General features: G+C 42.7%; 27 protein-coding genes. 12 read left to right on the top strand and 15 right to left on the bottom strand.

The window, feature by feature from the left end:
* The first annotated feature begins 91 nt into the window (after positions 1-91).
* From MS_RS02880 to manA, 7 genes are all read left to right on the top strand, one after another.
* The gene (locus tag MS_RS02880) at positions 92-922 is read left to right on the top strand and encodes a class II glutamine amidotransferase (RefSeq protein ID WP_011199800.1); all 831 of its coding nucleotides are present in this window, start codon (positions 92-94) and stop codon (positions 920-922) included.
* A 149-nt stretch (positions 923-1071) separates the two neighbouring features.
* Positions 1072-1407 (top strand): zinc ribbon domain-containing protein YjdM, encoded by a 336-nt coding sequence (locus MS_RS02875; protein WP_011199798.1) that lies wholly within the window; start codon positions 1072-1074, stop codon positions 1405-1407.
* Between the two features lie 265 nt (positions 1408-1672).
* Positions 1673-2656: a PTS mannose transporter subunit IIAB gene (gene manX, locus MS_RS02870; RefSeq protein ID WP_011199797.1), complete on the top strand. Its 984-nt coding sequence runs from the start codon at positions 1673-1675 to the stop codon at positions 2654-2656.
* A 10-nt stretch (positions 2657-2666) separates the two neighbouring features.
* On the top strand, positions 2667-3467 hold the full coding sequence (locus MS_RS02865; protein WP_011199796.1) for a PTS mannose/fructose/sorbose transporter subunit IIC: 801 nt from the start codon (positions 2667-2669) through the stop codon (positions 3465-3467).
* A 13-nt stretch (positions 3468-3480) separates the two neighbouring features.
* Entirely contained in the window at positions 3481-4317 is an 837-nt protein-coding gene (locus MS_RS02860; RefSeq protein WP_011199795.1) for a PTS mannose transporter subunit IID, read from the top strand.
* Between the two features lie 70 nt (positions 4318-4387).
* The gene (locus tag MS_RS02855) at positions 4388-4873 is read left to right on the top strand and encodes a DUF986 family protein (RefSeq protein WP_011199794.1); all 486 of its coding nucleotides are present in this window, start codon (positions 4388-4390) and stop codon (positions 4871-4873) included.
* Positions 4873-6078: a mannose-6-phosphate isomerase, class I gene (manA, locus tag MS_RS02850; protein ID WP_011199793.1), complete on the top strand. Its 1206-nt coding sequence runs from the start codon at positions 4873-4875 to the stop codon at positions 6076-6078. The genes MS_RS02855 and manA overlap by 1 nt, the downstream gene beginning before the upstream one ends.
* Positions 6079-6144: 66 nt before the next feature.
* Here the strand turns inward: manA and MS_RS02845 are convergent, their stop codons facing one another.
* The 12 genes from MS_RS02845 to ccmA all read right to left on the bottom strand — a co-directional run bounded on the left by MS_RS02845 (position 6145) and on the right by ccmA (position 14374).
* Positions 6145-6456 carry a hypothetical protein gene (locus MS_RS02845; protein WP_011199792.1) on the bottom strand — a complete coding sequence of 104 codons (312 nt, stop codon included), beginning with the start codon at positions 6454-6456 and terminating at the stop codon, positions 6145-6147.
* A 21-nt stretch (positions 6457-6477) separates the two neighbouring features.
* Entirely contained in the window at positions 6478-7023 is a 546-nt protein-coding gene (locus MS_RS02840; protein WP_102030667.1) for a hypothetical protein, read from the bottom strand.
* A 1-nt stretch (position 7024) separates the two neighbouring features.
* Entirely contained in the window at positions 7025-7435 is a 411-nt protein-coding gene (locus MS_RS02835; RefSeq protein WP_011199789.1) for an SMU1112c/YaeR family gloxylase I-like metalloprotein, read from the bottom strand.
* A gap of 106 nt (positions 7436-7541) precedes the next feature.
* Positions 7542-8459 (bottom strand): c-type cytochrome biogenesis protein CcmI, encoded by a 918-nt coding sequence (gene ccmI / locus MS_RS02830; RefSeq protein ID WP_011199788.1) that lies wholly within the window; start codon positions 8457-8459, stop codon positions 7542-7544.
* Between the two features lie 3 nt (positions 8460-8462).
* Positions 8463-8957, bottom strand: a complete 495-nt coding sequence (locus tag MS_RS02825) for a cytochrome c-type biogenesis protein (protein WP_011199787.1) — start codon at positions 8955-8957, stop codon at positions 8463-8465.
* A complete protein-coding gene (locus MS_RS02820; protein ID WP_011199786.1) occupies positions 8957-9505 on the bottom strand; it encodes a DsbE family thiol:disulfide interchange protein in 549 nt (182 codons plus the stop codon). Before MS_RS02820 ends, MS_RS02825 begins: the two co-directional genes overlap by 1 nt.
* Before the next feature lie 47 nt (positions 9506-9552).
* A complete protein-coding gene (locus MS_RS02815; protein WP_011199785.1) occupies positions 9553-11499 on the bottom strand; it encodes a heme lyase CcmF/NrfE family subunit in 1947 nt (648 codons plus the stop codon).
* Positions 11496-12035 carry a cytochrome c maturation protein CcmE gene (gene ccmE, locus MS_RS02810; protein ID WP_011199784.1) on the bottom strand — a complete coding sequence of 180 codons (540 nt, stop codon included), beginning with the start codon at positions 12033-12035 and terminating at the stop codon, positions 11496-11498. Before ccmE ends, MS_RS02815 begins: the two co-directional genes overlap by 4 nt.
* Positions 12032-12235 (bottom strand): heme exporter protein CcmD, encoded by a 204-nt coding sequence (gene ccmD, locus MS_RS02805; RefSeq protein WP_011199783.1) that lies wholly within the window; start codon positions 12233-12235, stop codon positions 12032-12034. The genes ccmE and ccmD overlap by 4 nt, the downstream gene beginning before the upstream one ends.
* A 52-nt stretch (positions 12236-12287) precedes the next feature.
* Entirely contained in the window at positions 12288-13019 is a 732-nt protein-coding gene (locus MS_RS02800; protein WP_011199782.1) for a heme ABC transporter permease, read from the bottom strand.
* Positions 13020-13033: 14 nt separating this feature from the next.
* Positions 13034-13699, bottom strand: coding sequence for a heme exporter protein CcmB (ccmB, locus tag MS_RS02795; protein WP_011199781.1), 666 nt, complete (start codon positions 13697-13699; stop codon positions 13034-13036).
* A 27-nt stretch (positions 13700-13726) separates the two neighbouring features.
* Entirely contained in the window at positions 13727-14374 is a 648-nt protein-coding gene (ccmA, locus tag MS_RS02790; RefSeq protein ID WP_011199780.1) for a cytochrome c biogenesis heme-transporting ATPase CcmA, read from the bottom strand.
* A 692-nt stretch (positions 14375-15066) separates the two neighbouring features.
* Here ccmA and leuA point away from each other — a divergent pair.
* From leuA to leuD, 5 genes are all read left to right on the top strand, one after another.
* Positions 15067-16629: a 2-isopropylmalate synthase gene (gene leuA, locus MS_RS02785; protein ID WP_041639573.1), complete on the top strand. Its 1563-nt coding sequence runs from the start codon at positions 15067-15069 to the stop codon at positions 16627-16629.
* A gap of 61 nt (positions 16630-16690) precedes the next feature.
* Positions 16691-17767: a 3-isopropylmalate dehydrogenase gene (gene leuB / locus MS_RS02780; RefSeq protein WP_011199777.1), complete on the top strand. Its 1077-nt coding sequence runs from the start codon at positions 16691-16693 to the stop codon at positions 17765-17767.
* Positions 17768-17787: 20 nt separating this feature from the next.
* Complete coding sequence (locus MS_RS02775; RefSeq protein WP_011199776.1) at positions 17788-18171, top strand: VOC family protein; 384 nt, start codon at positions 17788-17790, stop codon at positions 18169-18171.
* Positions 18172-18260: 89 nt separating this feature from the next.
* On the top strand, positions 18261-19670 hold the full coding sequence (gene leuC / locus MS_RS02770; RefSeq protein ID WP_011199775.1) for a 3-isopropylmalate dehydratase large subunit: 1410 nt from the start codon (positions 18261-18263) through the stop codon (positions 19668-19670).
* A 93-nt stretch (positions 19671-19763) separates the two neighbouring features.
* Positions 19764-20366, top strand: a complete 603-nt coding sequence (leuD, locus tag MS_RS02765) for a 3-isopropylmalate dehydratase small subunit (protein ID WP_011199774.1) — start codon at positions 19764-19766, stop codon at positions 20364-20366.
* Positions 20367-20425: 59 nt separating this feature from the next.
* Here leuD and MS_RS02760 read toward each other — a convergent pair whose 3' ends face one another.
* Genes MS_RS02760 through mreC form a run of 3 tightly spaced genes read right to left on the bottom strand, consistent with a single transcriptional unit; the run spans position 20426 to position 22836 of the window.
* Positions 20426-21256 carry a glycosyltransferase family 2 protein gene (locus MS_RS02760; RefSeq protein ID WP_011199773.1) on the bottom strand — a complete coding sequence of 277 codons (831 nt, stop codon included), beginning with the start codon at positions 21254-21256 and terminating at the stop codon, positions 20426-20428.
* Positions 21257-21286: 30 nt separating this feature from the next.
* On the bottom strand, positions 21287-21775 hold the full coding sequence (gene mreD / locus MS_RS02755) for a rod shape-determining protein MreD (RefSeq protein ID WP_011199772.1): 489 nt from the start codon (positions 21773-21775) through the stop codon (positions 21287-21289).
* Positions 21775-22836, bottom strand: coding sequence for a rod shape-determining protein MreC (gene mreC, locus MS_RS02750; RefSeq protein WP_011199771.1), 1062 nt, complete (start codon positions 22834-22836; stop codon positions 21775-21777). Before mreC ends, mreD begins: the two co-directional genes overlap by 1 nt.
* Between the last annotated feature and the right edge of the window lie 12 nt (positions 22837-22848).

Below are 22848 nucleotides of genomic sequence, written 5' to 3'. Positions count from 1 at the left end.
AATGGTGTTAAATCTGCACTATTATTAAGCTCTGTTTATCTTTTATAAACAGACCCTAAGGTTTCTATTTTTAGTTGTAAGGCGGAATATCATGTGTCAAATGTTAGCTATGAACTGTAATACTCCGACGGATATCGTATTTTCTTTCGAAGGATTTCGTCGTCGTGCAGGCATGACAGACAGCCATTCCGATGGTTTTGGTATCGCATTTTTCGAAGGCAAAGGCGTGCGGGTGTTTCGTGATGATCAACCGGGCGCGGTTTCGCCCATTGCCGATTGCGTAAAACAATATCATATAAAATCGTTAAATGTTATCGCCCATATCCGCAAAGCGACGCAGGGTGTTGTCAATATTGAAAATACTCATCCTTTTATCCGTGAAATATGGGGTGAAAACTGGGTTTTTGCCCACAACGGCAATTTGAATGCACTACCGGATTTATCCAGCTGCTATTGTACGCCTATCGGCGATACGGATTCCGAAGCGGCATTTTGCTATATTGCGGCAAAATTAAAAGAGCGTTTTTGCCGTAAACCGACGGAAAACGAAATTTTCGATACCATTAAAGAATTGGCGGCGGAACTTGCCCAACACGGTACCTTTAACTTTATTCTTTCAAACGGGCAATGGATGATCGCCCACTGTTCGACCAATTTGCATTATCTCACCCGCCAGGCGCCTTTTGGCGTAGCGCAGCGCATTGACGACGACGGGATAATCGATTTCAGTAATTATGCAAAAGATACGGACAAAGTCACCATTATCACTACCTTTCCGTTAACCAAAGATGAAATCTGGGCGAAAATGGAACACGGCGGTATGGTAATGTTTAAAGACGGCGTTAAAATCCGTGAAGCCATCGGTACGCCGAAAGAAGCGGTGGATGACGGCACTTTAGGTTGTACAAAAATCGCCGCTTAACCCTTATCCCTCATAAAAATCGAAAAGTGCGGTCAAAAATCCGGAAATTTCGTTTATCGGGCGAAAATCACGGAAATTCGACCGCACTTTGGTAATTTATTGATTTTTTGTTATACTTTGTCGCCCAATTAACTTAGAAGGAAAAATGAATGGATCAAATGCCTAAATGTCCGAAATGTAATGGCGAATATGTATATCACGATAGCGTAAATTTTGTGTGCCCCGATTGTAGTTATGAATGGTCGGGTGAAGACGTTGCCGAAGAGGAAGAAACAAAAGTTTGGAAAGATAGCAACGGCAATGTTTTACAAGACGGTGACGATGTAATTTTAGTTAAAGACCTGAAAGTAAAAGGTTCTTCTATCGTATTAAAAAAAGGAACGAAAGCGAAAAATATTCGTTTAGTTGACGGCGATCATGATGTGGATTGCAAAATAGACGGTCAACCTTTCTCGCTGAAATCGGAGTTCCTGAAAAAAGCATAAGTTTCAATATCGGGTCTGTTTATCACTGGTGAACAGACCCGATTTGTATTCACAAGGTACACCTTATCATAATTTCTACGCCCCCTTCTCCTCCCTGAGCAGATACTTTTTAAACAAAGTTCTGATACTATTCTTAGTATAATTATCAAAAATGTGATCTGCTTCAAATAATCAGAAAATATCTTAGCTGAAACGTGTTCAGTTAAACTAAATAGGTATAAAATTGCGCCCACTATTAATTTGACAAAAATGTTAAGGAGTCTAAATGACTATTGCTATCATCATAGCAACACATGGCGTGGCGGCAGAGCAATTGCTCAAAACCACCGAAATGCTCATTGGCGAGCAGGAAAATGTTGCTACTATTGATTTTGTTCCCGGTGAAAATGCTGAAACAATTATGGGCAAATACCAAGAGAAACTGGCAACAACATTATCACATTGTGATCAGGTGTTGTTCTTAGTGGATACCTGGGGCGGTAGCCCGTTTAACGCGGCAAACCGCGTAGCTGAGGGCAACGAAAACATGGATATTGTAACCGGTGTCAACGTACCTATGTTGGTGGAAACCTTTATGGCGCGCGATGATAATCCGAGTTTGCAGGAACTTGTGGCAATTGCCTTAGAAACCGGTCGTACCGGCGTGCGAGCGTTACGTTACGAAGAACCTGAAGAAGCGCCGGTGGAACAAGCACAGCCGGTACCGGCCGCCGCACCGACTGCACAACCAAATGTAGTAACCAATAAAGAAGGTCACTTAGAAATCGGTTTGGCGCGTATTGACGACCGTTTAATCCATGGTCAGGTAGCGACCCGTTGGACCAAAGAAAGCCGGGTAACCCGTATCGTGGTAGTAAACGATGATGTGGCGAAAGATTCAGTGCGTTCAACCATGTTGAAAAGCGTCGCGCCTCCGGGTGTGACCGCTCATGTGGTGAATGTAGATAAAATGATCCGTGTTTATAACAATCCTGAATATGCGGGCGAGCGTATGATGTTGTTATTCACTAACCCGACCGATGTGGTAAAACTCATGCAGGCGGGTGTGGAATTTAAATCAATCAATATCGGCGGCATGGCATATAAAGACGGTAAACAAATGATTACCAGTGCCGTAGCGGTAGACAGTCAGGATATTGATGCATTCAAAATCCTTGATGCAAAAGGTATTGAACTTGATGTTCGTAAAGTTTCAAACGATGCGCGTCAGTACATGATGGATTTATTAAAGAAAAATAACTTAATCTAAGGAAAAACAAATGGAAATTTCAACTTTACAAGTCATTCTTGTATTCCTTGTATCCTGCGTTTGCGGTGCAGGTTCGATTCTTGATGAGTTCCAAACTCATCGTCCGTTAATTGCCTGTACCTTAATCGGTCTTGTACTTGGCGATATGACAACAGGTATCATCGTAGGCGGTTCTCTTGAACTATTAGCCTTAGGCTGGATGAATATCGGTGCGGCGCTTGCACCGGATGCGGCGCTTGCTTCCGTAATTTCAACAATCTTGGTTATTGTGGGCGGTCAGGATATTTCGACAGGTATTGCGGTTGCAATTCCGCTTGCGGCTGCAGGTCAGGTATTAACTTATGTGGTTCGTGCAATTACCGTCGGTTTCCAACACGCGGCGGATAAATCCGTTGAAGACGGTAATCTTGCCCGTCTGGACTGGATTCACTTCGGCGCGCTAATGTTACAGGCAATGCGTATTGCAATTCCGGCTTTAATCGTTGCCTTAACCGCCGGTACGGATGTGGTTCAAACTATGTTAAATGCGATTCCGCCGGTTGTAACCACTGGTCTTAAAATCGCCGGTGGTTTTATTGCGGTAGTCGGTTATGCGATGGTTATCAATATGATGCGCGCAGGTCACTTAATGCCATTCTTCTATGCAGGTTTTGTTATTGCGGCATTCACCGATTTCAACTTAGTTGCTCTTGGCGTATTAGGTACGATTATGGCTGTTATTTATATCCAAATTCATCCTAAATACAACAAAAGCCAACAAGTTGTGGTAGCGGCGGCTTCAAACAATGACCTTGATAACAGATTAGATTAATGGGGAAAACAAAATGACAACTGAAATCAAAAAAGTAACAAAAAGCGATTTAAATTCTGTTGTTCTTCGTTCTAACCTTTTCCAAGGTTCATGGAACTTCGAACGTATGCAGGCACTTGGGTTTATGTACTCAATTTCACCGGTAATCAAACGCTTATATCCGGATCCGAATTCACAAGAACGTAAAGACGCCATTAAACGCCACCTTGAATTCTTTAACACTCAACCGTTCGTTGCCGCGCCGGTTTTAGGCGTAACCATTGCGATGGAAGAAGAGCGCGCAAACGGCAAACCGATCGACGATGCGGCAATCAATGGTATCAAAGTCGGTCTAATGGGGCCGTTAGCCGGTGTGGGCGACCCAATTTACTGGGGTACGGCACGTCCGGTATTTGCGGCGCTTGGTGCGGGTCTTGCATTAAGCGGCAGCATTTTAGGTCCGTTACTTTTCTTCGTATTGTTTAACCTTGTTCGTTTGGCAACCCGTTACTACGGCGTAACCTACGGCTACAAAAAAGGCTTGGACGTAGTACAGGATATGAGCGGCGGTTTGCTGCAAAAATTAACTGAAGGCGCATCTATTCTCGGTTTATTTATCATGGGTGCCCTGGTACAGAAATGGACCAGCATTAATGTTCCGCTTGTGGTTTCTACCATTCAAAAACAAGACGGTACAACAGAAATTACAACGGTGCAAAGCATCCTTGATAGTTTAATGCCGGGTTTATTACCGTTGCTCTTTACCTTTGCCTGTATGTGGCTATTGCGTAACCGGGTGAATGCGCTTTGGATTATCGTCGGTTTCTTCGTGATCGGTATCTTTGGCGCGTGGACGGGTATTTTAGCCTAGTCAAAAGCTGTTATAATCGGCACGTTCATTCCGGTGGACGTGCCTTTTTAATTTTTACGAAATAAAACTTATGACGAATACAATTCTTCTCATCTGCATTATCCTGTTTTTTGCCTACGCTTTCTATGATCAGTTCGGTATGGATAAACGTAAAGGCGAAACAAAACTCAAAGTGCGGTTAAAAAAACAGGCAAAAATTGATGCCGTTATTTTTGTGATACTCATCGCCTGCTTATTTGCTTATCAATCAAAAGAATCTTTACTCAATATAGATTCCTTCACTATCTTCTTATTGGCAACCGCCGTGGTGCTCGCCGTTTACACCGCATTTATCCGCTCGCCTATGCTGATTTTGAAAGAGAAAGGGTTTTTCTACAGCAATTTATTTATCGAATATGATAAAATCCGTCAGCTTAATTTAGCCGAAGGAAATATTTTCGTAGTGGATCTCACCAACGGCAAACGTTTATTACTACCGATCGCCGATGAACGGGACAAAGAAAAAGTCGTCACTTTTTTTGGCGGATATAAAGAACATAAACAGGAAAACAAATAATGACTGGCATTTATAAACTAACGGGCAGCCTGCAACATTATGTGTGGGGCGGTCATGATTACCTTCCGGAATTGCTTCACATCAAAAAAGAGCCTAATCAATATTATGCGGAATGGTGGCTGGGCGCCCATAGCTCCTCACCTTCAACAATTGAAGTGGAAGAAAAACAGCTTTCGTTGATTGATTTTATCCGGCAGCATCCCGAAGTTTTAGGCAGCCAAAGCCGCGCCCTGTTTGGCGATGAACTGCCTTATTTGCTGAAAATTTTAGATGTTAAAAAACCGCTTTCCATTCAATTGCACCCGACCAAAAAACAGGCGGAAATCGGTTTTGCCGAAGAAAATTCAAAAGGTATTGATTTAAAGGATGCAAAACGTACCTACAAGGATAACAATCACAAACCGGAAATGATGATTGCCCTTTCCGATTTCTGGTTATTGCACGGTTTTAAAACCAAAGAAAAAATCATTGAAACCTTAAAAAACCGCCCAACTCTGACCGCACTTTTAAGCAAGCTGGAAACTCAGGATATGCACGGTTTCTATGCGGATATTATGCAGGCAAGTCAAACAGAACTGGCAAATTGGCTGTTACCGATTATTGAATCGAATAAAATCGCTTATGAAAAAGGCGAGCTTTCCTTGGAAAATCCGGATTATTGGGTACTTTACGCTATGGAAGCCATGGAAATCTCCCCTGAAAAACTGGATTCCGGATTAATCTGCTTCTATCTTTTCAACATTGTTCATACTAAAACGGGCGAAGGCATTTATCAGGATGCGGGGATTCCCCATGCCTATTTGCGCGGGCAAAACATTGAGTTAATGGCTTGTTCGGATAACGTTATCCGCGGAGGATTAACACCGAAACACGTGGATATTCCGGCGCTTTTAGAAGTGATTGACTGCCGCGAAGTGGTGCCTGAAATTATTCCCCCGGCTCCGCAGGAAAACGGCGCCTTCATTTACAGTACGCCGGCAAAAGATTTTGCGCTGGAAAATGTGCGCTATGATGCGGGCATAAAGGTTGAAAGCAAGGCGGAGAACGCCACAATTATTTTTGTGATGCAAGGTACATTAAAAATTTCGCAAAAAAATACCGCACTTTTTCTCAAACAAGGAGAATCTGCATTTATCTGCGCCGATACGCAATATCGAATTGAAGGTATCGAGCAAGGTTATTGCGTACTTTCAAAACTGCCCTAAAATTTGACGAAAATAAACCGCACTTCGATTCGTTAGGATCAAAGTGCGGTTATTTTTTTAAGATTTTTACCAGCGATAACGGTGATGATGATAACCGTAACCGATGCTCGGCACAATTACCACATTACCCGGTCTGACTGTCTGTCTTGTGTCTAGCCGATCTTGTCTTCTTGTATCGCTGACATTCATCGGCGTATCTACCACAGGTTGCTCTTTTACTCGTTGAGCCGCCGGCACCGTATTACCGCCATATACTTTATTTTGATAATGCCGCACGGTCTGCATATCTAAAGGCGCTTGCGGGCGATTTTCAACGGGTGATGAACAAGCAATCACCCCGGCTGACACAACAAAAGCAGCAATAATCGTTTTTTTCATTATCTTCTCCCTAAAGAGCCTTTATCGGCATATGCCCTTAGACAATATGTTCTCTCTTGCGTTCACATTCTTTGTTGCCAAATCCTTACCGTATTTTTCTTCGTCTTGATGGATTTCTTTTAATATCTTCGGATCATGAATATTAAAAATCGGCGCATACTGAACGTTTTTTGGCGAAGCATGGGCGTAAATGGTAGCGCCTGTTATGCTGGCATAATAATCATCAGACGCATCATCCACATAATAAGTGGTGGAATCCGTAAGTTCTACCCCGTTACTGGATTGATAACCGCGACAAATCCCGGCATTCGATTCAAATATGGTATGAGAACTATGGTTCTCACTGATTTCATAAACTTCGAATTCAACGCTGTTGGCCAATTCATTTACATCTTTAGAATTATTTGGATCTAATTGCTGGCTTTTTCCATAGCTCATGTATGTTTTTTCCGCCCGTTCGGTATTTTCAGTGAAAATATTCTTTCCGCGCGCATAAGCCGGTGATAATGCTATTCCTGCTGAGAAAACGGCCAATGTCAATATCACAGGAAATTTAGTTATATTCATTTCACCCTCCTTTGAATGAATTAAATTCATATAATTCCAATGGCAAATTATCAGGATCCTTAAAAAAAGTAAATTTTTTCCCGGTTAATTCATCGATTCGAATATCTTCACATTCAATTTGTTGAGTTTTTAAATATTGTACGGCTTCTTCAATATCCTTAACTTTAAATGCTAAATGACGTAATCCGCACGCTTCCGGCATGGTTAAACGACTGGGGGAAGAAGGAAAAGAAAACAACTCTATTTGACTTCCGTCAGCAAATTTAAGATCTAATTTATAACTATGGCGAGAAGCGCGATATGTTTCCTCAATTACTTCAGCCCCAAGAATTTGGGTATAAAAATATTTTGATTTCTCATAATCGGATACAATAATCGCAATATGATGAAATCCGGTAAACAACGAAATCAAATTAAATTACTCTTATTAAATAAAAAAGTTAGCTGCCTCTTTAGATTATAATCGGATCAGCTAACTTTGCAAATTGATAAACTGAAAAGGCAAAATTCAGATTGAATTATTTGTTTTGAGGAATCATCCGTTTATGCTTTTCTTGTTCCTGCTCAGCCAGTGCATCTCGAGCGGAACGAATGCTTTTTTCGATGAGATCTCGTTTAGGATCATCTTCCGGCAGTAATCGCAACATCATCGCCCAAGTAACCGCCGCCATTTTATAATCTTCCTCTTCGAAATAATTGAACGCTAACAAACTCAGCGCCTGTAAATTTGAATGATCGCTGCGAATTACCTCTTTTAATAGTTCGTTTCCTTTGGCTCTATCGGCTTTATCATCAGAGAACATTAAGGTGCGGGCATAAGCTAATTTATAGTCCGTATTATCAGGCTTTAGTTCCGCCGCTTTACTATAACCGTTGTGGGCCAGCTCACCGTTCCCCATAGCCGTACCAAGCTGACCGAGCAACCACCAACCGTCGGCATCGTTAGGCTCTTTTTGCAACTTAATACGAAGTGCGGTGGCAAATTGCTGTAATTCCGTATCATCTAAAGGTTTTGTATCTTCTTCTTTCAAACGTTCATAGAAGTAGGGTAATTTTTCATAGCTTTTCGCCATCATTTCCTGAGATTGCCAACCGCCCACTTTAAAATAGCTCACCCCGGCAATAATACCCAAGAAAAGAAATGCCGAAACAAACCATAATTTACTGTAAGCTTTTTTATCCGTTTTTTCCGTTACGCCTTCAGGTATATCTTCCAATAGAGACTGTTGCAACTCGGTTTTAAGTTGTGCCGCATTATCCAGTAATCCTTGTTTTTCATCCTCTTCAATTTCTTTCAGACGATCAAAATAGAAAGCTTTATTTAATGAATCCCGGTTGGTTTCTTGCTCTCTATCGGTTTGCCCGCGCAAAAGCGGATAAAAACAAATGAATGTCATAATTAGGGTAAAAACGAGCGCGCTTATCCAAAAAGTCATTGTTTATTCCTTGTTTTTCAATAACGCCTTTAAGCGTTTTTGCTGTTCGTCCGATAAGTTTTCAACCGTTGAATTCTCTGTTGAAATATCCTGAGAAGAATTTTTTATTAAAGTTTTGCCTTTTTGACGAAAAACAAATGCTAAGCCAAAACAAATTAATAATGCCGGCAATATCCATAACAGAATGGTTGCAACGGTAATCGGCGGATTATAGGTAACAAAATGTCCGTAACGCTCCACCATGTAGTTCACCACGTCTTGCTTGCTCTTGCCTTCCTGCAATAATTCAAAAACTTTCGCCCGCATATCGATAGCGATAGTCGCATTCGAATCCGCGATGTTATTATTCTGGCATTGCGGGCAACGCAATTCGTTGGTTAACGCGTGATAATCGTTTTCCTGCTGGGCGGAACTGAAATTAAAAGCGTCAATCGCCGCAAAACAAGGTGATGCAACAACGGCAACAAGCATAATCAAAAGTGCGGTCAATTTTTTCATTATTTCCCGTCCTCAAACAATTGGTTATAAATCGGTAATAGCGTGTTTTTCCACACTTTCTCGTTTACATCGCCGGCTAAACGATAATGAATCACGCCTTTCCCGTCAATAATGAAGGTTTCCGGCGCGCCATAAACGCCAAGGTCCAAAGCTAATGAACCTTTTTCATCTTTTAATACCAACTGATAAGGATTATCAAGGTCTTTCAGCCATTTAACGGCTTTAGCCGAATCGTCTTTATAATCCACACCGATAATGGTAATGCCTTGTTTAGCCAGCTCATTTAAATATTGATGTTCCGCATAACAAGTGGGACACCAGGTCGCCCACACATTCAATAAAATAGGCTTGCCCTGTTTGAACACCTCGGAAGTATAGTCTTTGTTATCGAATAACCCTTGCATTACTTTTTCCGGTACGGGCTTACCAACCAAAGCGGATTCCAATAATTTAGGATCACCACCGGAAGCATTTTGCCGCAATTGGATGAAAAAAGCCCCCACTAAAATCAAAAAGATAAGTAAAGGAAGATAAAGTTTTTTATTCATTATTGTACCTATAATGTAACGATAGGAACTTGATTCCTATCCGATAACTATTTATTTAAAATTTTAGAAAAACGGTAACGACGATCGAACATACAGAGTACCCCCCCTAGAGCCATAAAGACGCCGCCAAACCAAATCCAACGGATAAAAGGTTTGTAATATAGACGCATTGCCCAGGATTTATCCTCTAACTGCTCGCCTAACGCCACATACAGATCACGGGTAAATCCCCAATCGATGGCGGCTTCCGTCATTGTCATGCGGCTTACCGTATAGAACCGTTTTTCGGCAAATAAAGAACCTTCAAGTTTACCCTCTTTTAAAATATCCACTTGTGCCGTGCCGCCTAAATAGTTCGGTCCGTTTGCATCCCGTATGCCTTGGAATTTATATTCATAACCGGCAATGTTCACGGAATCGCCGACTGACATTCTTACGTCACGCTCAACACTAAAGTTTTGGCTGAAAGTCACGCCCCAAACAGTCATGGCAACGCCTAAATGAGCTAAAAACATTCCCCAATGAGAACGTGATAATTTAGTAATGCCTATTAAGAAGTTGTCCCGATGGGCGGCGCGTTGTTTCAGTTCATACAAGCTTAGCAGAGTAATAATCACCACCATCATCGTACCAAGTACCGCACTTAGGGATAATTTATTGCCGATAAAGTAAGGCAACGCAAAACCTAGAATAATCATCAAAAACAAACTGATAATAACCGGCTTACGGATAGCGGAAAATTTATCCCGACGCCATTTAACTAAAGGCCCGATGCCTAATAACAAAGCGAACGGCGTCATTAAAACCAAAAACATTTGATTAAAAAACGGTGCACCGATGGAAATCGAACCTAATCCCAACTGCTTATGAACTAACGGCAATAATGTACCCAACAGCACTACAACCAATGCCGCCATTAATAAAATATTATTTAACAGCAACATAGACTCGCGCGAATAGCGCTCGGCATTATCACGGGAACGAATTTGCCCCCCTTTGTAAGCATACAGAGTTAATGAACCGCCAATCACAACAATCAAATAGGCCAAAATATATAAACCGCGCGTAGGATCGGAAGCAAAAGCATGTACAGAAACCAACACGCCCGAACGCACTAAAAAAGTACCTAATAAGCAAAGCGAAAAGGCAAGAATGGCAAGCAGTACCGTCCAGGCTTTGAACGCTCCCCGTTTCTCGGTCACTGCTAAAGAATGCAATAACGCGGTGCCGGCAAGCCAAGGCATTAAGGATGAATTTTCTACCGGATCCCAGAACCACCAGCCGCCCCAGCCAAGTTCGTAATAAGCCCACCAGGAACCAAGTACGATACCTACGGTTAAAAACACCCAAGCCGCCATTGTCCAGGGACGAGACCAACGCGCCCATGCGGTGTCTAATTTTCCTGTCATTAATGAGGCGATTGAAAAAGCAAACGCGACGGAGAATCCTACATAACCCATGTAAAGCAGCGGCGGATGAAAAATCAAACCTACATCCTGCAACATTGGATTAAGCTCTTTACCGTCAATCGGCAAATTAGGGAATGTACGCGCAAAAGGGTTAGACGTGAACAAAATAAAGATTAAAAACCCAATAGTCACTAACCCCATAATGCCAAGAACCCGCGCTACCGCTTCTTGTGGCAGTTGTCGGCTAAATAATGAAACAGCGACACTCCAGACCGATAACAACCAAATCCATAGTAATAACGAACCCTCGTGAGCCCCCCACACTGCGGATAACCGATATTGCAACGGCAAGCGGCTATTAGAGTTATTTACGACATACTGAATAGAAAAATCATTGACCGCAAAGGCATAAAACAAAGCGCCGAATGCAAAAGTTAAACAAATAAATAACCCATAAGTCATTGGGCGTGCCAATGACATCAATTGTTTATTCCCTTTTTCGGCTCCCCATAACGGAAAAACCGCTAATAAAACAGAAATAGCTAAGCCGAGGGCTAACGCAAAATTACCTAATTCCGCAATCATTTTTTACCTTCTTCCACAGAATTAACCGCCTTATCCAGACGATCACGATCGCTTTCACCTTGCATATCTTGATTGGATATACCCATAGGTTTATGGACTTGCTCCATTTTTTCACTTAAATCCGGCGGCACATAATTTTCATCATGTTTTGCCAACACTTCCGTTGCCTCTAAAAGCTTCGGTTCTTTTAATACGCCTTGAGCGACAATGCCTTGTCCTTCGCGGAATAAATCCGGCAGAATACCTTCGTATTCAACGGTAATTTCAGGTCCGATATCATTCACATTAAAGCTGACTTTAAGGCTATTAGGGTCCCGTTTAACGGTCCCCTCAACCACCATACCGCCGACCCGGATACGCTGCCCCACTTCCGGAATGGTATCCGGATCGTCATTTTTACCGCTGATAACCTCTGACGGCGTATAAAACAGATCAATATTCTGACGAAGCGCATACAAAACCAAAGAAGAAGCGATAGTCACACCCAGCAATACAAAAAGAATAATGGTTAATCTTGATTTACGTCTTGGATTCATAGCGTCCCTCTTGATTTCGTTGCCTGTAAACGTTGTTCCCGCTGTTGTTCCCGTTGAATTTCACGGAACACTATTTTTTTACCCCGATAACTCTGAATTGCAAGAATCAGCAAGGTAATAAAGGTAATACCATAAGAAAGCCAGACATAAAAGCCATAGCCTCCCATATAAAAAAAATCACTCCAAGATTCGAAAAACATCTCTCTCTCCTAAAATTTACAAAAAATCTACCGCACTTTTGAACATTTATAGTTATTTAATTAACGCTTTCACCCAAGGACGTTTACGATCTTCTTTCAGAAGCTCCACACGATAACGTACTAAAGTCAACCAAATGCTCAATGCCATAAAGCCGAAAATACTTAAAATCAATGGAATTAACATTGGTGTGGCGATAGAAGGTTTTTCAAATTTAGTGATACTTGCGCCTTGGTGCAGGGTATTCCACCATTCCACCGAAAAATGAATAACAGGTAAATTAATAACGCCTACAACACACAGAATTGCCGCCGCTTTCATGCCGGTATTACGATCCTGAAACGCCGAATACAACGCCATTACGCCTAAATATAAAAAGAATAAAATTAATGATGCAGTCAATCTGGCGTCCCAAACCCACCAGGCGCCCCACATAGGCTTGCCCCAAACGGCGCCGGTTACTAAAGCTAAAAAGTTCAGCGCCGCACCGATAGGCGCCATCGCAATAACCGAGAGATGCGCTTGCTTAATCTGCCAGACCAGCCCGATAAGCGCAGCAACCGCCATAGAACCGTAAACGCCCATAGACCAGATTGCCGAAGGCACGTGGACATACATAATACGGAAACTATTGCCCTGTTGATAGTCTGCGGGTGCAAACGCCAACCCCCATATACAGGCAACGGATAATAATAAAAGCGCAATAACCGCAAAAAACGGAATAAATTTACCGCATAATTTATACTGAGTTTCCGGTTTGGCATAAGGATGTAACCACTTCCACATGTTTTGTTCCTTTTTTATTGATCTAAACTGATTCGCAATGCAGCGGCAATAGCAAAAGGCGCCAAGGTTGCCGAAGCGGCAAGAATCGCACCTAAAATTGCCAAAGGCCCTGCGTAAGATAAATTTAAGGTTGCCGCATCAAGAACCGAGGCGGAAAAAATCAGGACCGGAATAAATAACGGCACTACTAACAAACTAAGTAATACGCCGCCTTTACGTAATCCCACGGTCAGCGCAACACCAATTGCTCCTATACAACTTAAAATCGGTGTGCCTATTAATAAAGTCAAAACTAACGCCCACCAAATACGCACATCTAACGACAGTAACAAAGCGGCGACGGGTGATAATAAAATTAACGGTAATCCTGTTAATATCCAATGGGCAATCACTTTTGCCAGCGCGGTTAACGCAAGCGGTTGTGCGGTCAGCATTAATTGTTCTAACGAGCCGTCGATAAAATCATCACGAAATAACCGTTCAAAGGATAATAAAGCGGATAACAAAGCGGCAACCCAGGCAATACCCGGTGCGATTTTGGATAACAAAACCGGATCCGGCCCTATAACCAATGGAAATAAAGTAATTACAATCAAAAAGAACCAGAGAGGATTTAAAATCTCCGCCTGTTTTCGCATTGCAATACGTAATTCCCGTTTGATAATTTCAAAAAAAATCATTAACTCACCAACTGCCTCAACTGAAACTTATTCATTATCCGTAAATTTATATTGCGCTAAATTAAGTACGGTTAACGCTGAACTCGGTACTTCCTGATGGCTGGTTAAAATAACGATACCGCCCTTTTCCGCCTGTTGTTCAAAAAGCCCGGTCAACACCTTTACGCCATTTTTATCAATAGCATTAAAAGGCTCGTCTAAAATCCATAAAGGCGCTTGCGAAATCCACAATCTCGCCAGTGCAATACGCTTTTGTTGCCCCGCCGAAAGCTGGCTTGCGACAATATCTTCTCTGCCTAACAACCCCACCTTTTCAAGTACATTCCACAAAATTTCATCACCTTGTCGGCAATGACCCGCCTGCTGATAAAATTTCAGATTTTCCCATGCAGTTAATTCCGGTTTAATCCCCGCATGATGTCCTAAATAAAGCAAATCATAATAATATTCTTCGCGGCATTTAGAAATCTCTTCAGAATTCCACCGCACTTTTCCGGACAACGGCTGAGCAAGCCCCGCTAAAATCCGCAATAAACTGGTTTTGCCGATACCGTTATGCCCTTCAATCTGAACAAAGTCGCCGGACTGCAAATTAAACGACAGATCCGTAAACAGAATTTTATCGCCTCGCTGACAAGCAAGACGGTCAATTTTTAATTGATTTACTGATTGCATACTAGTTATCTAAGTTAAGTGGCAAAATTGCCATTGATTCTATCATAACCTTTGGTGATGACGTAGTTATTGGCGCAAATAACTTCATACCTCTTTAGAGGTGGATTATATCCTTTATTGATTTAGCTCAAGGGTTAAAGATCACCCCATTTTCAAATAAATTTCTTTATTAAGAGCAAGTCAAAACCGCTCACTTTAAATAAAGATTAAAAAACCCAAAATCAGACTAAAAAAATTATCAGTAAGCTTTCACAAAAAAGCTGGCATAAAAAAACAGACTGAATAAAATAATTAGAATTAAACTTCAAATATATTTGATTTTACAGAATATACATCTGTATAAATTCTAAATACTCCTATTTAAAAGAAATAAATCACCAATAAATTGTTTGACAGAAAATTTTTATACTGTAAGATGAAAACGTTTTCGCATTAACGCTACATCATTTTCGATAAAACTAAAATAGGTCGAATTAAAGGATTTTATCTTTATGTTTTCAATATCATCTTTATCTCTCAACTTATTACTCCTCTCACATTCTGTGTGCGGCTAATCGGTTGTGGATAAAAAACGGCAAATGTAAAGATTCCATAAATTAAAACCCGCACTTCAAAATGGCGGGTTTTTTCATATTTAAAATTCTCAAAAAATCCACCGCACTTTGAATGTGCATAACAAAAGGATAAGAACAATGGCAAACAATCGCGTTATTATTTTCGACACCACCTTGCGTGATGGCGAACAGGCATTAAAAGCAAGTTTAACCGTAAAAGAAAAATTACAGATTGCGCTGGCTTTAGAGCGTTTAGGCGTAGATGTGATGGAAGTGGGCTTTCCCGTTTCTTCCGCCGGCGATTTCGAATCGGTGCAAACCATTGCCGTCCATGTAAAAAACAGTGTGGTTTGCGGGCTTTCGCGAGCGGTAAATAAAGATATTGATGCGGCGGCGGAAGCCTTGAAAGTGGCGGAACGTTTTCGTATTCACACCTTTATCGCGACTTCTGCTTTGCATGTGGAAGCCAAATTAAAACGCTCTTTTGATGACGTGGTGGAAATGGCCGTCGCCGCGGTAAAACGCGCCCGCCGATATACCGATGATGTGGAGTTTTCTTGTGAGGATGCGGGTCGTACCGGTATCGATAATATCTGCCGGGTGGTGGAAGCGGCAATTAATGCCGGTGCAACTACGGTGAATATTCCGGATACCGTGGGTTTCTGTCTGCCGACGGAATACGGCAATATTATTCATCAGGTTATGAATCGCGTACCGAATATCGACAAAGCCGTTGTTTCCGTTCATTGCCATAACGACTTGGGGATGGCAACCGCCAACTCATTGACCGCAGTATTAAACGGCGCGCGCCAAATTGAATGTACCATTAACGGCATTGGTGAGCGGGCGGGCAATACCGCTCTTGAGGAAGTGGTGATGAGCATTAAAACCCGTCAGGATTTATTTGGCGTGGATACCCGGATTAATACTCAGGAAATCCACCGTGTCAGCCAAATGGTGAGCCAGATTTGCAATATGCCGATTCAGCCGAACAAAGCTATTGTCGGGGAAAACGCTTTCTCACATTCGTCAGGTATTCACCAGGACGGTATGTTGAAAAACAAAAACACCTACGAAATTATGTCGCCGGAAACCATCGGCTTGAAGAAAGAGAAATTAAACTTAACCGCCCGTTCAGGCCGTGCGGCGGTGAAAGGCCATATGGCGGACATGGGCTACACCGAGCAGGATTACGATTTGGATAAATTGTACGAAGCCTTCTTGAAACTTGCCGATAAAAAAGGCCAGGTATTCGATTACGATTTGGAAGCGCTTGCTTTTATCGATATGCAGCAGGGTGATGAAGATCGTTTGAAATTGGATGTCATTACTTCGCAAACCATCAGTACCTTGCCGGCCTCCGCATTTGTTCAGGTGGAACTGGACGGCAAACGCATTAATAAAACCTCCAACGGCGGTAACGGCCCGGTGGATGCGGTATATAACGCCATTATGCAAATTGTGGGCATGGATTTGAAAATGTCTCATTATAATTTAACCGCTAAAGGCGAAGGCGCCGAAGCGCTTGGTCAAGTGGATATTGTGGTAGAATATCAGGGACGTAAATTCCACGGTGTGGGTTTGGCGACGGATATCGTGGAATCTTCCGCACTGGCGTTGGTTCACGCCATCAATGCTATTTACCGTTCGCAGAAAGTGGCGGATTTGAAAAAAGATCTTAAACATATTCATACCGTTTAAAAAAGATTGCGAAGTGCGATCGGAATTTTAATTATTTTAGAAATAAATAGGAAAAAACAATATGTCAACATACAACGTAGCGGTACTTCCGGGTGACGGTATTGGCCCTGAGGTAATGGCGGAAGCCATTAAAGTGTTAGATAAAGTCCAGGCAAAATTCGGTTTTAAATTGAATTTCACTCAATACCTTGTGGGCGGTGCGGCAATCGATGCGAAAGGGGAACCTTTACCGGCGGAAACCTTACAAGGTTGTGACAATGCCGATGCGATTTTATTCGGTTCCGTAGGCGGCCCGAAATGGACCCATCTTCCGCCGGATCAACAGCCGGAACGAGGCGCGTTATTGCCGTTGCGTAAACATTTCAAATTATTCTGTAATCTGCGTCCAGCCACCCTTTATAAAGGCTTGGAAAAATTCTGCCCGTTACGTGCGGATATTGCGGCAAAAGGCTTTGATATGGTGGTGGTCCGCGAGTTAACCGGCGGCATTTATTTCGGTCAGCCGAAAGGCCGTGACGGCGAAGGTTCCGATACCCGCGCATTTGATACCGAAGTATATTACAAATATGAAATCGAGCGCATTGCCCGCGCCGCATTCGACGCCGCGATGAAACGCCGTAAACAGGTGACTTCCGTGGATAAAGCGAACGTATTGCAAAGTTCTATTTTATGGCGCGAAACCGTGGCGGAAATCGCTAAAGAATATCCGGAAGTTCAGGTGGAAAATATGTATATTGATAACGCCACCATGCAACTTATCAAAGCGCCCGAAAGTTTTGACGTGTTGCTTTGTTCCAACATCTTCGGCGATATTATTTCCGATGAAGCGGCGATGATTACCGGCTCAATGGGAATGTTGCCGTCTGCCAGTCTGAACGAAGAGGGATTCGGTTTATACGAACCCGCAGGCGGCAGCGCACCGGATATCGCCGGCAAAGGTATTGCAAATCCGATTGCACAAATTCTTTCCGCCGCCATGATGTTGCGTTACAGCTTTAACTTAAATGAAGCGGCAACTGCAATTGAAAACGCCGTACAAAAAGTTTTGGCTGACGGCCATCGTACCGGCGATTTAGCGGATAATTCGACACCGGTTTCAACCGCTGAAATGGGTACGCTGATTGCAAATGCAATTTAAGTTAATCATAAGGATTCATTATGAAATTAGAACATGTTGCAATATATGTACAGGATCTTGAAAAAGCAAAAGCATTTTTTATGAAATACTTTAATGCTCAACCAAATGAAAAATATCATAATCCGCGCACAAATTTAATGACTTATTTTCTTACATTCTCCGGTGGCGCTCGCTTGGAAATAATGACAAGACCTGAGATTATTGAGTTAGATAAAAATATATTCAGAACAGGACTTATCCATTTATCAATGCAAGTTGGTGGCGAAGAGAAAGTAAGAGAACTTACTGAGCGGTTACGAACCGATGGTTACCAAGTCATCAGTGAACCGCGAAAAACCGGTGATGGTTATTATGAAAGCTGTGTCTTAGATGGAGAAGGCAATCAAATTGAAATTGTTGCCTAACAAAAAATCAGCAAAATTTTACCGCACTTCGATAATTTGGGGAATTGCGATTTCCCCACAACGAATTTACGATCTAACGAGATATTAAAATGGCAAAAACACTCTACCAAAAATTATTCGACGCCCATGTTGTTTATGAAGCGGAAGGCGAAACGCCGATTCTTTATATTAACCGGCATTTGATTCACGAAGTAACCTCACCGCAGGCATTTGACGGTCTGCGCGTAGCCGGTCGCCAAGTGCGCCAGGTAAGCAAAACCTTCGGTACCATGGATCACAGTATTTCAACCCAAGTCCGTGATGTGAACAAACTTGAAGGTCAGGCAAAAATTCAGGTGTTGGAATTAGATAAAAACTGTAAAGCCACCGGGATTTCATTATTCGATATGAATACCAAAGAACAAGGTATCGTGCATGTCATGGGGCCTGAGCAAGGCTTAACTTTGCCGGGGATGACCATTGTCTGCGGTGACTCGCACACTGCAACCCACGGCGCCTTCGGCGCTCTTGCCTTCGGCATCGGTACTTCCGAAGTGGAACACGTATTAGCGACCCAAACCCTGAAACAGGCTCGTGCCAAAAGCATGAAAGTTGAAGTACGCGGCAAAGTCAATCCGGGTATTACCGCAAAAGATATCGTACTTGCCATTATCGGCAAAACCACCATGGCGGGCGGTACCGGTCATGTAGTGGAATTTTGCGGCGAAGCCATTCGTGATCTTTCTATGGAAGGACGAATGACCGTATGTAACATGGCCATTGAATTCGGTGCGAAAGCGGGCTTGGTTGCACCGGACGAAACCACCTTTGAGTACTTAAAAGGTCGTCCGCATGCCCCGAAAGGCAAAGATTGGGACGATGCCGTCGCTTATTGGAAAACGTTAAAATCCGATGAAGACGCACAATTCGATACGGTTGTGGTTCTGGAAGCCAAAGATATCGCTCCGCAAGTTACTTGGGGGACGAACCCGGGTCAAGTGATCGGCATTGACCAATTAGTACCTAATCCGGCGGAAATGACGGATCCCGTGACCAAAGCATCGGCGGAAAAAGCCCTGGCTTATATCGGTTTAGAACCTAATACCGATTTGAAAAACGTGCCGGTGGATCAAGTCTTTATCGGTTCCTGTACCAACTCCCGCATTGAAGATTTACGGGCGGCTGCGGCAGTTATGAAAGGCCGTAAAAAAGCGGATAACGTGAAACGCGTATTAGTAGTTCCGGGTTCGGGTTTAGTGAAAGAACAAGCGGAAAAAGAAGGATTGGATAAAATCTTTCTGGCAGCGGGCGCCGAATGGCGTAATCCGGGTTGTTCCATGTGCTTAGGCATGAACGACGACCGTTTGGGCGAATGGGAACGTTGCGCGTCTACTTCAAACCGCAATTTCGAAGGCCGCCAGGGGCGTAACGGACGTACTCACTTAGTCAGTCCGGCAATGGCGGCGGCAGCGGCGGTATTCGGCAAATTCGTCGATATTCGTAATGTATCTCTAAATTAACCGTAGGGGCGGGGTTTATACCCGCCCGTTGAGACCTTAATTTTAGGGCGGATATAAAATCCGCCCCTACAAAATATGACAAGGATAGATAAAATGGCAGGCTTAAAACAACACTCAGGCTTAGTGGTTCCACTGGACGCAGCAAACGTGGACACCGACGCAATCATTCCGAAACAATTTTTACAGGCCATCACCCGCGTAGGTTTCGGCAAACATTTATTCCATGAATGGCGCTATTTAGATGCGGAGGAAACCCAACCGAATCCGGAATTCGTGTTGAATTTCCCGCAATATCAGGGCGCCAGTATTTTACTTGCCCGCAAAAATTTAGGTTGCGGTTCGTCTCGCGAACACGCCCCTTGGGCATTGGCCGACTATGGTTTCAAAGTGATGATCGCGCCGAGTTTTGCGGATATTTTCTACAACAACAGTTTAAACAACCATATGTTGCCGATTAAATTAAGCGAGCAGGAAGTGGAAGAGATTTTCCAATGGGTGTGGGCAAATCCGGGTAAAAAAATCGACGTGGATTTAGAAGCGAAAACCGTCACTGTCGGTGAAAAAGTCTATCATTTTGATTTGGACGAATTCCGCCGCCACTGCTTGTTGGAAGGCTTGGACAATATCGGTTTAACCCTTCAGCACGAAGACGCTATCGCCGCTTACGAAAGTAAAATTCCGGCGTTTTTGCGTTAAAAATAAATCATAAAAAAGTGCGGTCGAAAAAACTCAAGATTTTTTGACCGCACTTTTTATTATTCTTTTGCCCAAGGTCTTTCGCCGAAATAAGCATCAATATTCTCTTGGCTGAATAATGTCAGAAATTTTTCAGCAATCTCTTTGGCAAAATTTTCAGATAAATACTGAGCAAACTCGTCATAAGTCGAAAACGCGTCTCGATAATTAATCGTATAATCCACCGTATAACGACCGGTCATCTCGCCTTTAGTATTTGCTAACAGATAATCCGTCACCGCCTTATCATTTCCATATCCTCGCTCGCACCAGATATTTGCAACCCTTCTGGCACAAACGAGAGACAACGCCATACAGTTGACATCGATTAAATTTTGTTTAGAAAAACGACATACTACAGGAATCTTTTTCCCTTGAACATGTATATTATAGGTGCATCCGGATACCAATTTATGAACATAACGACCAAGAGATTGATAATCATCCCGAACGACGAATGCGCCGCCCGGACGAACAAAATTTCTCAGGCTGTAAGCAAAATCCAAATTCGATTCGGCATTAAAACAATCTACGATAGTTTGAATATGATTCGGTCGGTAAGTATTGTCGTCATCAAGAAAACAAAGAATATCCTCTTTTACCAAAAATGGAGCGGCAGCATTAATATAGCTGTTAAACCAACCGTTGGCACCTGTATTCATCGGAAGATACAGGGCAATGACATGAGGATATTTATCAAGAATAGCTTTAGCCGAGGAATGAAATTGTTCACCGTCAACAAATACATAATGCCGACAAGGATAGGTCTGCGTGTGTACACTCCGGATTGCGCGCTCCAACGATTCTCTTCCTATTGTTGAGGTTACGACAGCAACAGTCTTACAAACCATGTTATATTTTCCATTTTAATTATAAGATAACTAATGCAAACCTAATTGACGGCGGATTTTACGCAATAATAAAAATACCCAAGGCCATAATAATCCGCTGATTAGCGCACCGAAGATTTCTTTCCAGTCAAACTCGGCGCTGTGAATAAAGAGTTCAAGCAGGAAAACACCCAGACGAACAAAGAATACTAACAAGACAATCAACAAACTTTGTTGCCAAAGGGATAAGTTACGCAAAATCTGATGGTAACGGGCAATTAAATAAGCAAAACAGGACAACACGAGCGCATGAACGCCCAATACGGTACCAAGCAATACATCCCAAACAACACCGAATATGAATGCCGTGCCGATATTAATTCTTGTGGGTAAAGCCAAAACCCAGTAGGTTAATGCCAAAACCAACCAGGCAGGTTTAAAGCTATGAAATCCTGCGGGCCAAGGCGAAATTTCCAGTACTAACGCCACAATAAATATCGCTAATAATGCGAATAATTGTACAAAGAAATTGCCTTTCATTAATCTTCCTCTCTATGCTCTTTTAGCTCGGGATCCACTTGCGTATCATTACGGTTCATCTCCGGAAGATTTTCCGGCGAAGGAATGTTTTCTTCGCTATTATTTAGTTGTACCGGCGCTTTTGTCGCATCATCTTCCGTTACCGGAATTTTCTTTTGTTCGGAAGCCGTATTCGCCAAACGTTGTTTCACCGCATTACGTACATCTTCCGGCGAAGCCGCTCGCGCCTTGTGGATATCGTCGCCGGCGGGCCATACCAATAAAACGTAACGTAACCGCTCTAAAGAAGCCAAAGGTTTCGCGCTAACCGTGGCAAAATAATTTGAACCGTCACGAGATACATTTTCGACCACCGCAACCGGATAACCTTCAGGGAATCGTCCGCCTAAACCGGAGGTCACCAATAAATCCCCTTTCACTATATCCACAGAACGCGGCACATTATCCAGCGTTAATTCATCGGTTCTGCCCGTACCGCTCGCAATCACACGCACATCATTACGCAGCACCTGCACGGGAATGGAATGAGTAACATCGCTCAGCAGTAATACTCGGCTGGCGGCCTCTCCCACAGAAATAATCTGCCCGATTACACCTTTTTCATCAATAACGGGTTGTCCTACATAAGCGCCGTCATTCCGACCTTGGTTAATAACTACTTGTTGGCGGTAAACGTCCGTTTCTGCGGTTAGAATTTCGGCTATTTTTTTATATTCGTCAGTACGTAAAGGAGAATTTAATAGGAGGCGTAAACGCTGGTTTTCAACTTTTAATTGATCCAACAAAAGAAGATCGGCGTTTTTCTCACGGAGTTGTTGTTTAAGAACTTTATTTTCGATTTGCAATTTATTGGTATCAACCAGATTATCCGATACATTATCCAGCACTGTTCGCGGTGTATTTGCCAAATAGTATAAGCCGCCTACTGCCGTATCAATAAAATTACGGGTTTGGATCATTATATTAGTCTGCCCGTCAAACAGGATCATGCCGACAGACAACATCACGGCAAGAACAAGACGTAACCCAAGCGAAGGCGCTTTGGTGAAAATTGCTTTCATATCGTTACTATT

The sequence above is a fragment of the [Mannheimia] succiniciproducens MBEL55E genome, assembly GCF_000007745.1.
Taxonomy (GTDB): domain Bacteria; phylum Pseudomonadota; class Gammaproteobacteria; order Enterobacterales; family Pasteurellaceae; genus Basfia; species Basfia succiniciproducens.
Note: the sequence above shows the minus strand (reverse complement) of the source record. Positions and strands in the feature narration are given on the sequence as shown.

Bases quoted from the DNA above. Each gene is read 5' to 3' on its own strand.
- MS_RS02860 (WP_011199795.1), top strand. From the start codon at position 3,481: ATGACAACTGAAATCAAAAAAGTAACAAAAAGCGATTTAAATTCTGTT.
- MS_RS02855 (WP_011199794.1), top strand. From the start codon at position 4,388: ATGACGAATACAATTCTTCTCATCTGCATTATCCTGTTTTTTGCCTAC.
- MS_RS02865 (WP_011199796.1), top strand. From the start codon at position 2,667: ATGGAAATTTCAACTTTACAAGTCATTCTTGTATTCCTTGTATCCTGC.
- MS_RS02800 (WP_011199782.1), bottom strand. From the start codon at position 13,019: ATGTGGAAGTGGTTACATCCTTATGCCAAACCGGAAACTCAGTATAAA.
- MS_RS02875 (WP_011199798.1), top strand. From the start codon at position 1,072: ATGGATCAAATGCCTAAATGTCCGAAATGTAATGGCGAATATGTATAT.
- mreC (WP_011199771.1), bottom strand. From the start codon at position 22,836: ATGAAAGCAATTTTCACCAAAGCGCCTTCGCTTGGGTTACGTCTTGTT.
- ccmA (WP_011199780.1), bottom strand. From the start codon at position 14,374: ATGCAATCAGTAAATCAATTAAAAATTGACCGTCTTGCTTGTCAGCGA.
- leuB (WP_011199777.1), top strand. From the start codon at position 16,691: ATGTCAACATACAACGTAGCGGTACTTCCGGGTGACGGTATTGGCCCT.
- MS_RS02845 (WP_011199792.1), bottom strand. From the start codon at position 6,456: ATGAAAAAAACGATTATTGCTGCTTTTGTTGTGTCAGCCGGGGTGATT.
- ccmE (WP_011199784.1), bottom strand. From the start codon at position 12,035: ATGAATCCAAGACGTAAATCAAGATTAACCATTATTCTTTTTGTATTG.
- mreD (WP_011199772.1), bottom strand. From the start codon at position 21,775: ATGAAAGGCAATTTCTTTGTACAATTATTCGCATTATTAGCGATATTT.
- MS_RS02775 (WP_011199776.1), top strand. From the start codon at position 17,788: ATGAAATTAGAACATGTTGCAATATATGTACAGGATCTTGAAAAAGCA.
- MS_RS02815 (WP_011199785.1), bottom strand. From the start codon at position 11,499: ATGATTGCGGAATTAGGTAATTTTGCGTTAGCCCTCGGCTTAGCTATT.
- manA (WP_011199793.1), top strand. From the start codon at position 4,873: ATGACTGGCATTTATAAACTAACGGGCAGCCTGCAACATTATGTGTGG.
- MS_RS02825 (WP_011199787.1), bottom strand. From the start codon at position 8,957: ATGAAAAAATTGACCGCACTTTTGATTATGCTTGTTGCCGTTGTTGCA.
- ccmD (WP_011199783.1), bottom strand. From the start codon at position 12,235: ATGTTTTTCGAATCTTGGAGTGATTTTTTTTATATGGGAGGCTATGGC.
- leuA (WP_041639573.1), top strand. From the start codon at position 15,067: ATGGCAAACAATCGCGTTATTATTTTCGACACCACCTTGCGTGATGGC.
- ccmB (WP_011199781.1), bottom strand. From the start codon at position 13,699: ATGATTTTTTTTGAAATTATCAAACGGGAATTACGTATTGCAATGCGA.
- leuD (WP_011199774.1), top strand. From the start codon at position 19,764: ATGGCAGGCTTAAAACAACACTCAGGCTTAGTGGTTCCACTGGACGCA.
- MS_RS02820 (WP_011199786.1), bottom strand. From the start codon at position 9,505: ATGAATAAAAAACTTTATCTTCCTTTACTTATCTTTTTGATTTTAGTG.
- MS_RS02760 (WP_011199773.1), bottom strand. From the start codon at position 21,256: ATGGTTTGTAAGACTGTTGCTGTCGTAACCTCAACAATAGGAAGAGAA.
- ccmI (WP_011199788.1), bottom strand. From the start codon at position 8,459: ATGACTTTTTGGATAAGCGCGCTCGTTTTTACCCTAATTATGACATTC.
- MS_RS02840 (WP_102030667.1), bottom strand. From the start codon at position 7,023: ATGAATATAACTAAATTTCCTGTGATATTGACATTGGCCGTTTTCTCA.
- leuC (WP_011199775.1), top strand. From the start codon at position 18,261: ATGGCAAAAACACTCTACCAAAAATTATTCGACGCCCATGTTGTTTAT.
- MS_RS02880 (WP_011199800.1), top strand. From the start codon at position 92: ATGTGTCAAATGTTAGCTATGAACTGTAATACTCCGACGGATATCGTA.
- manX (WP_011199797.1), top strand. From the start codon at position 1,673: ATGACTATTGCTATCATCATAGCAACACATGGCGTGGCGGCAGAGCAA.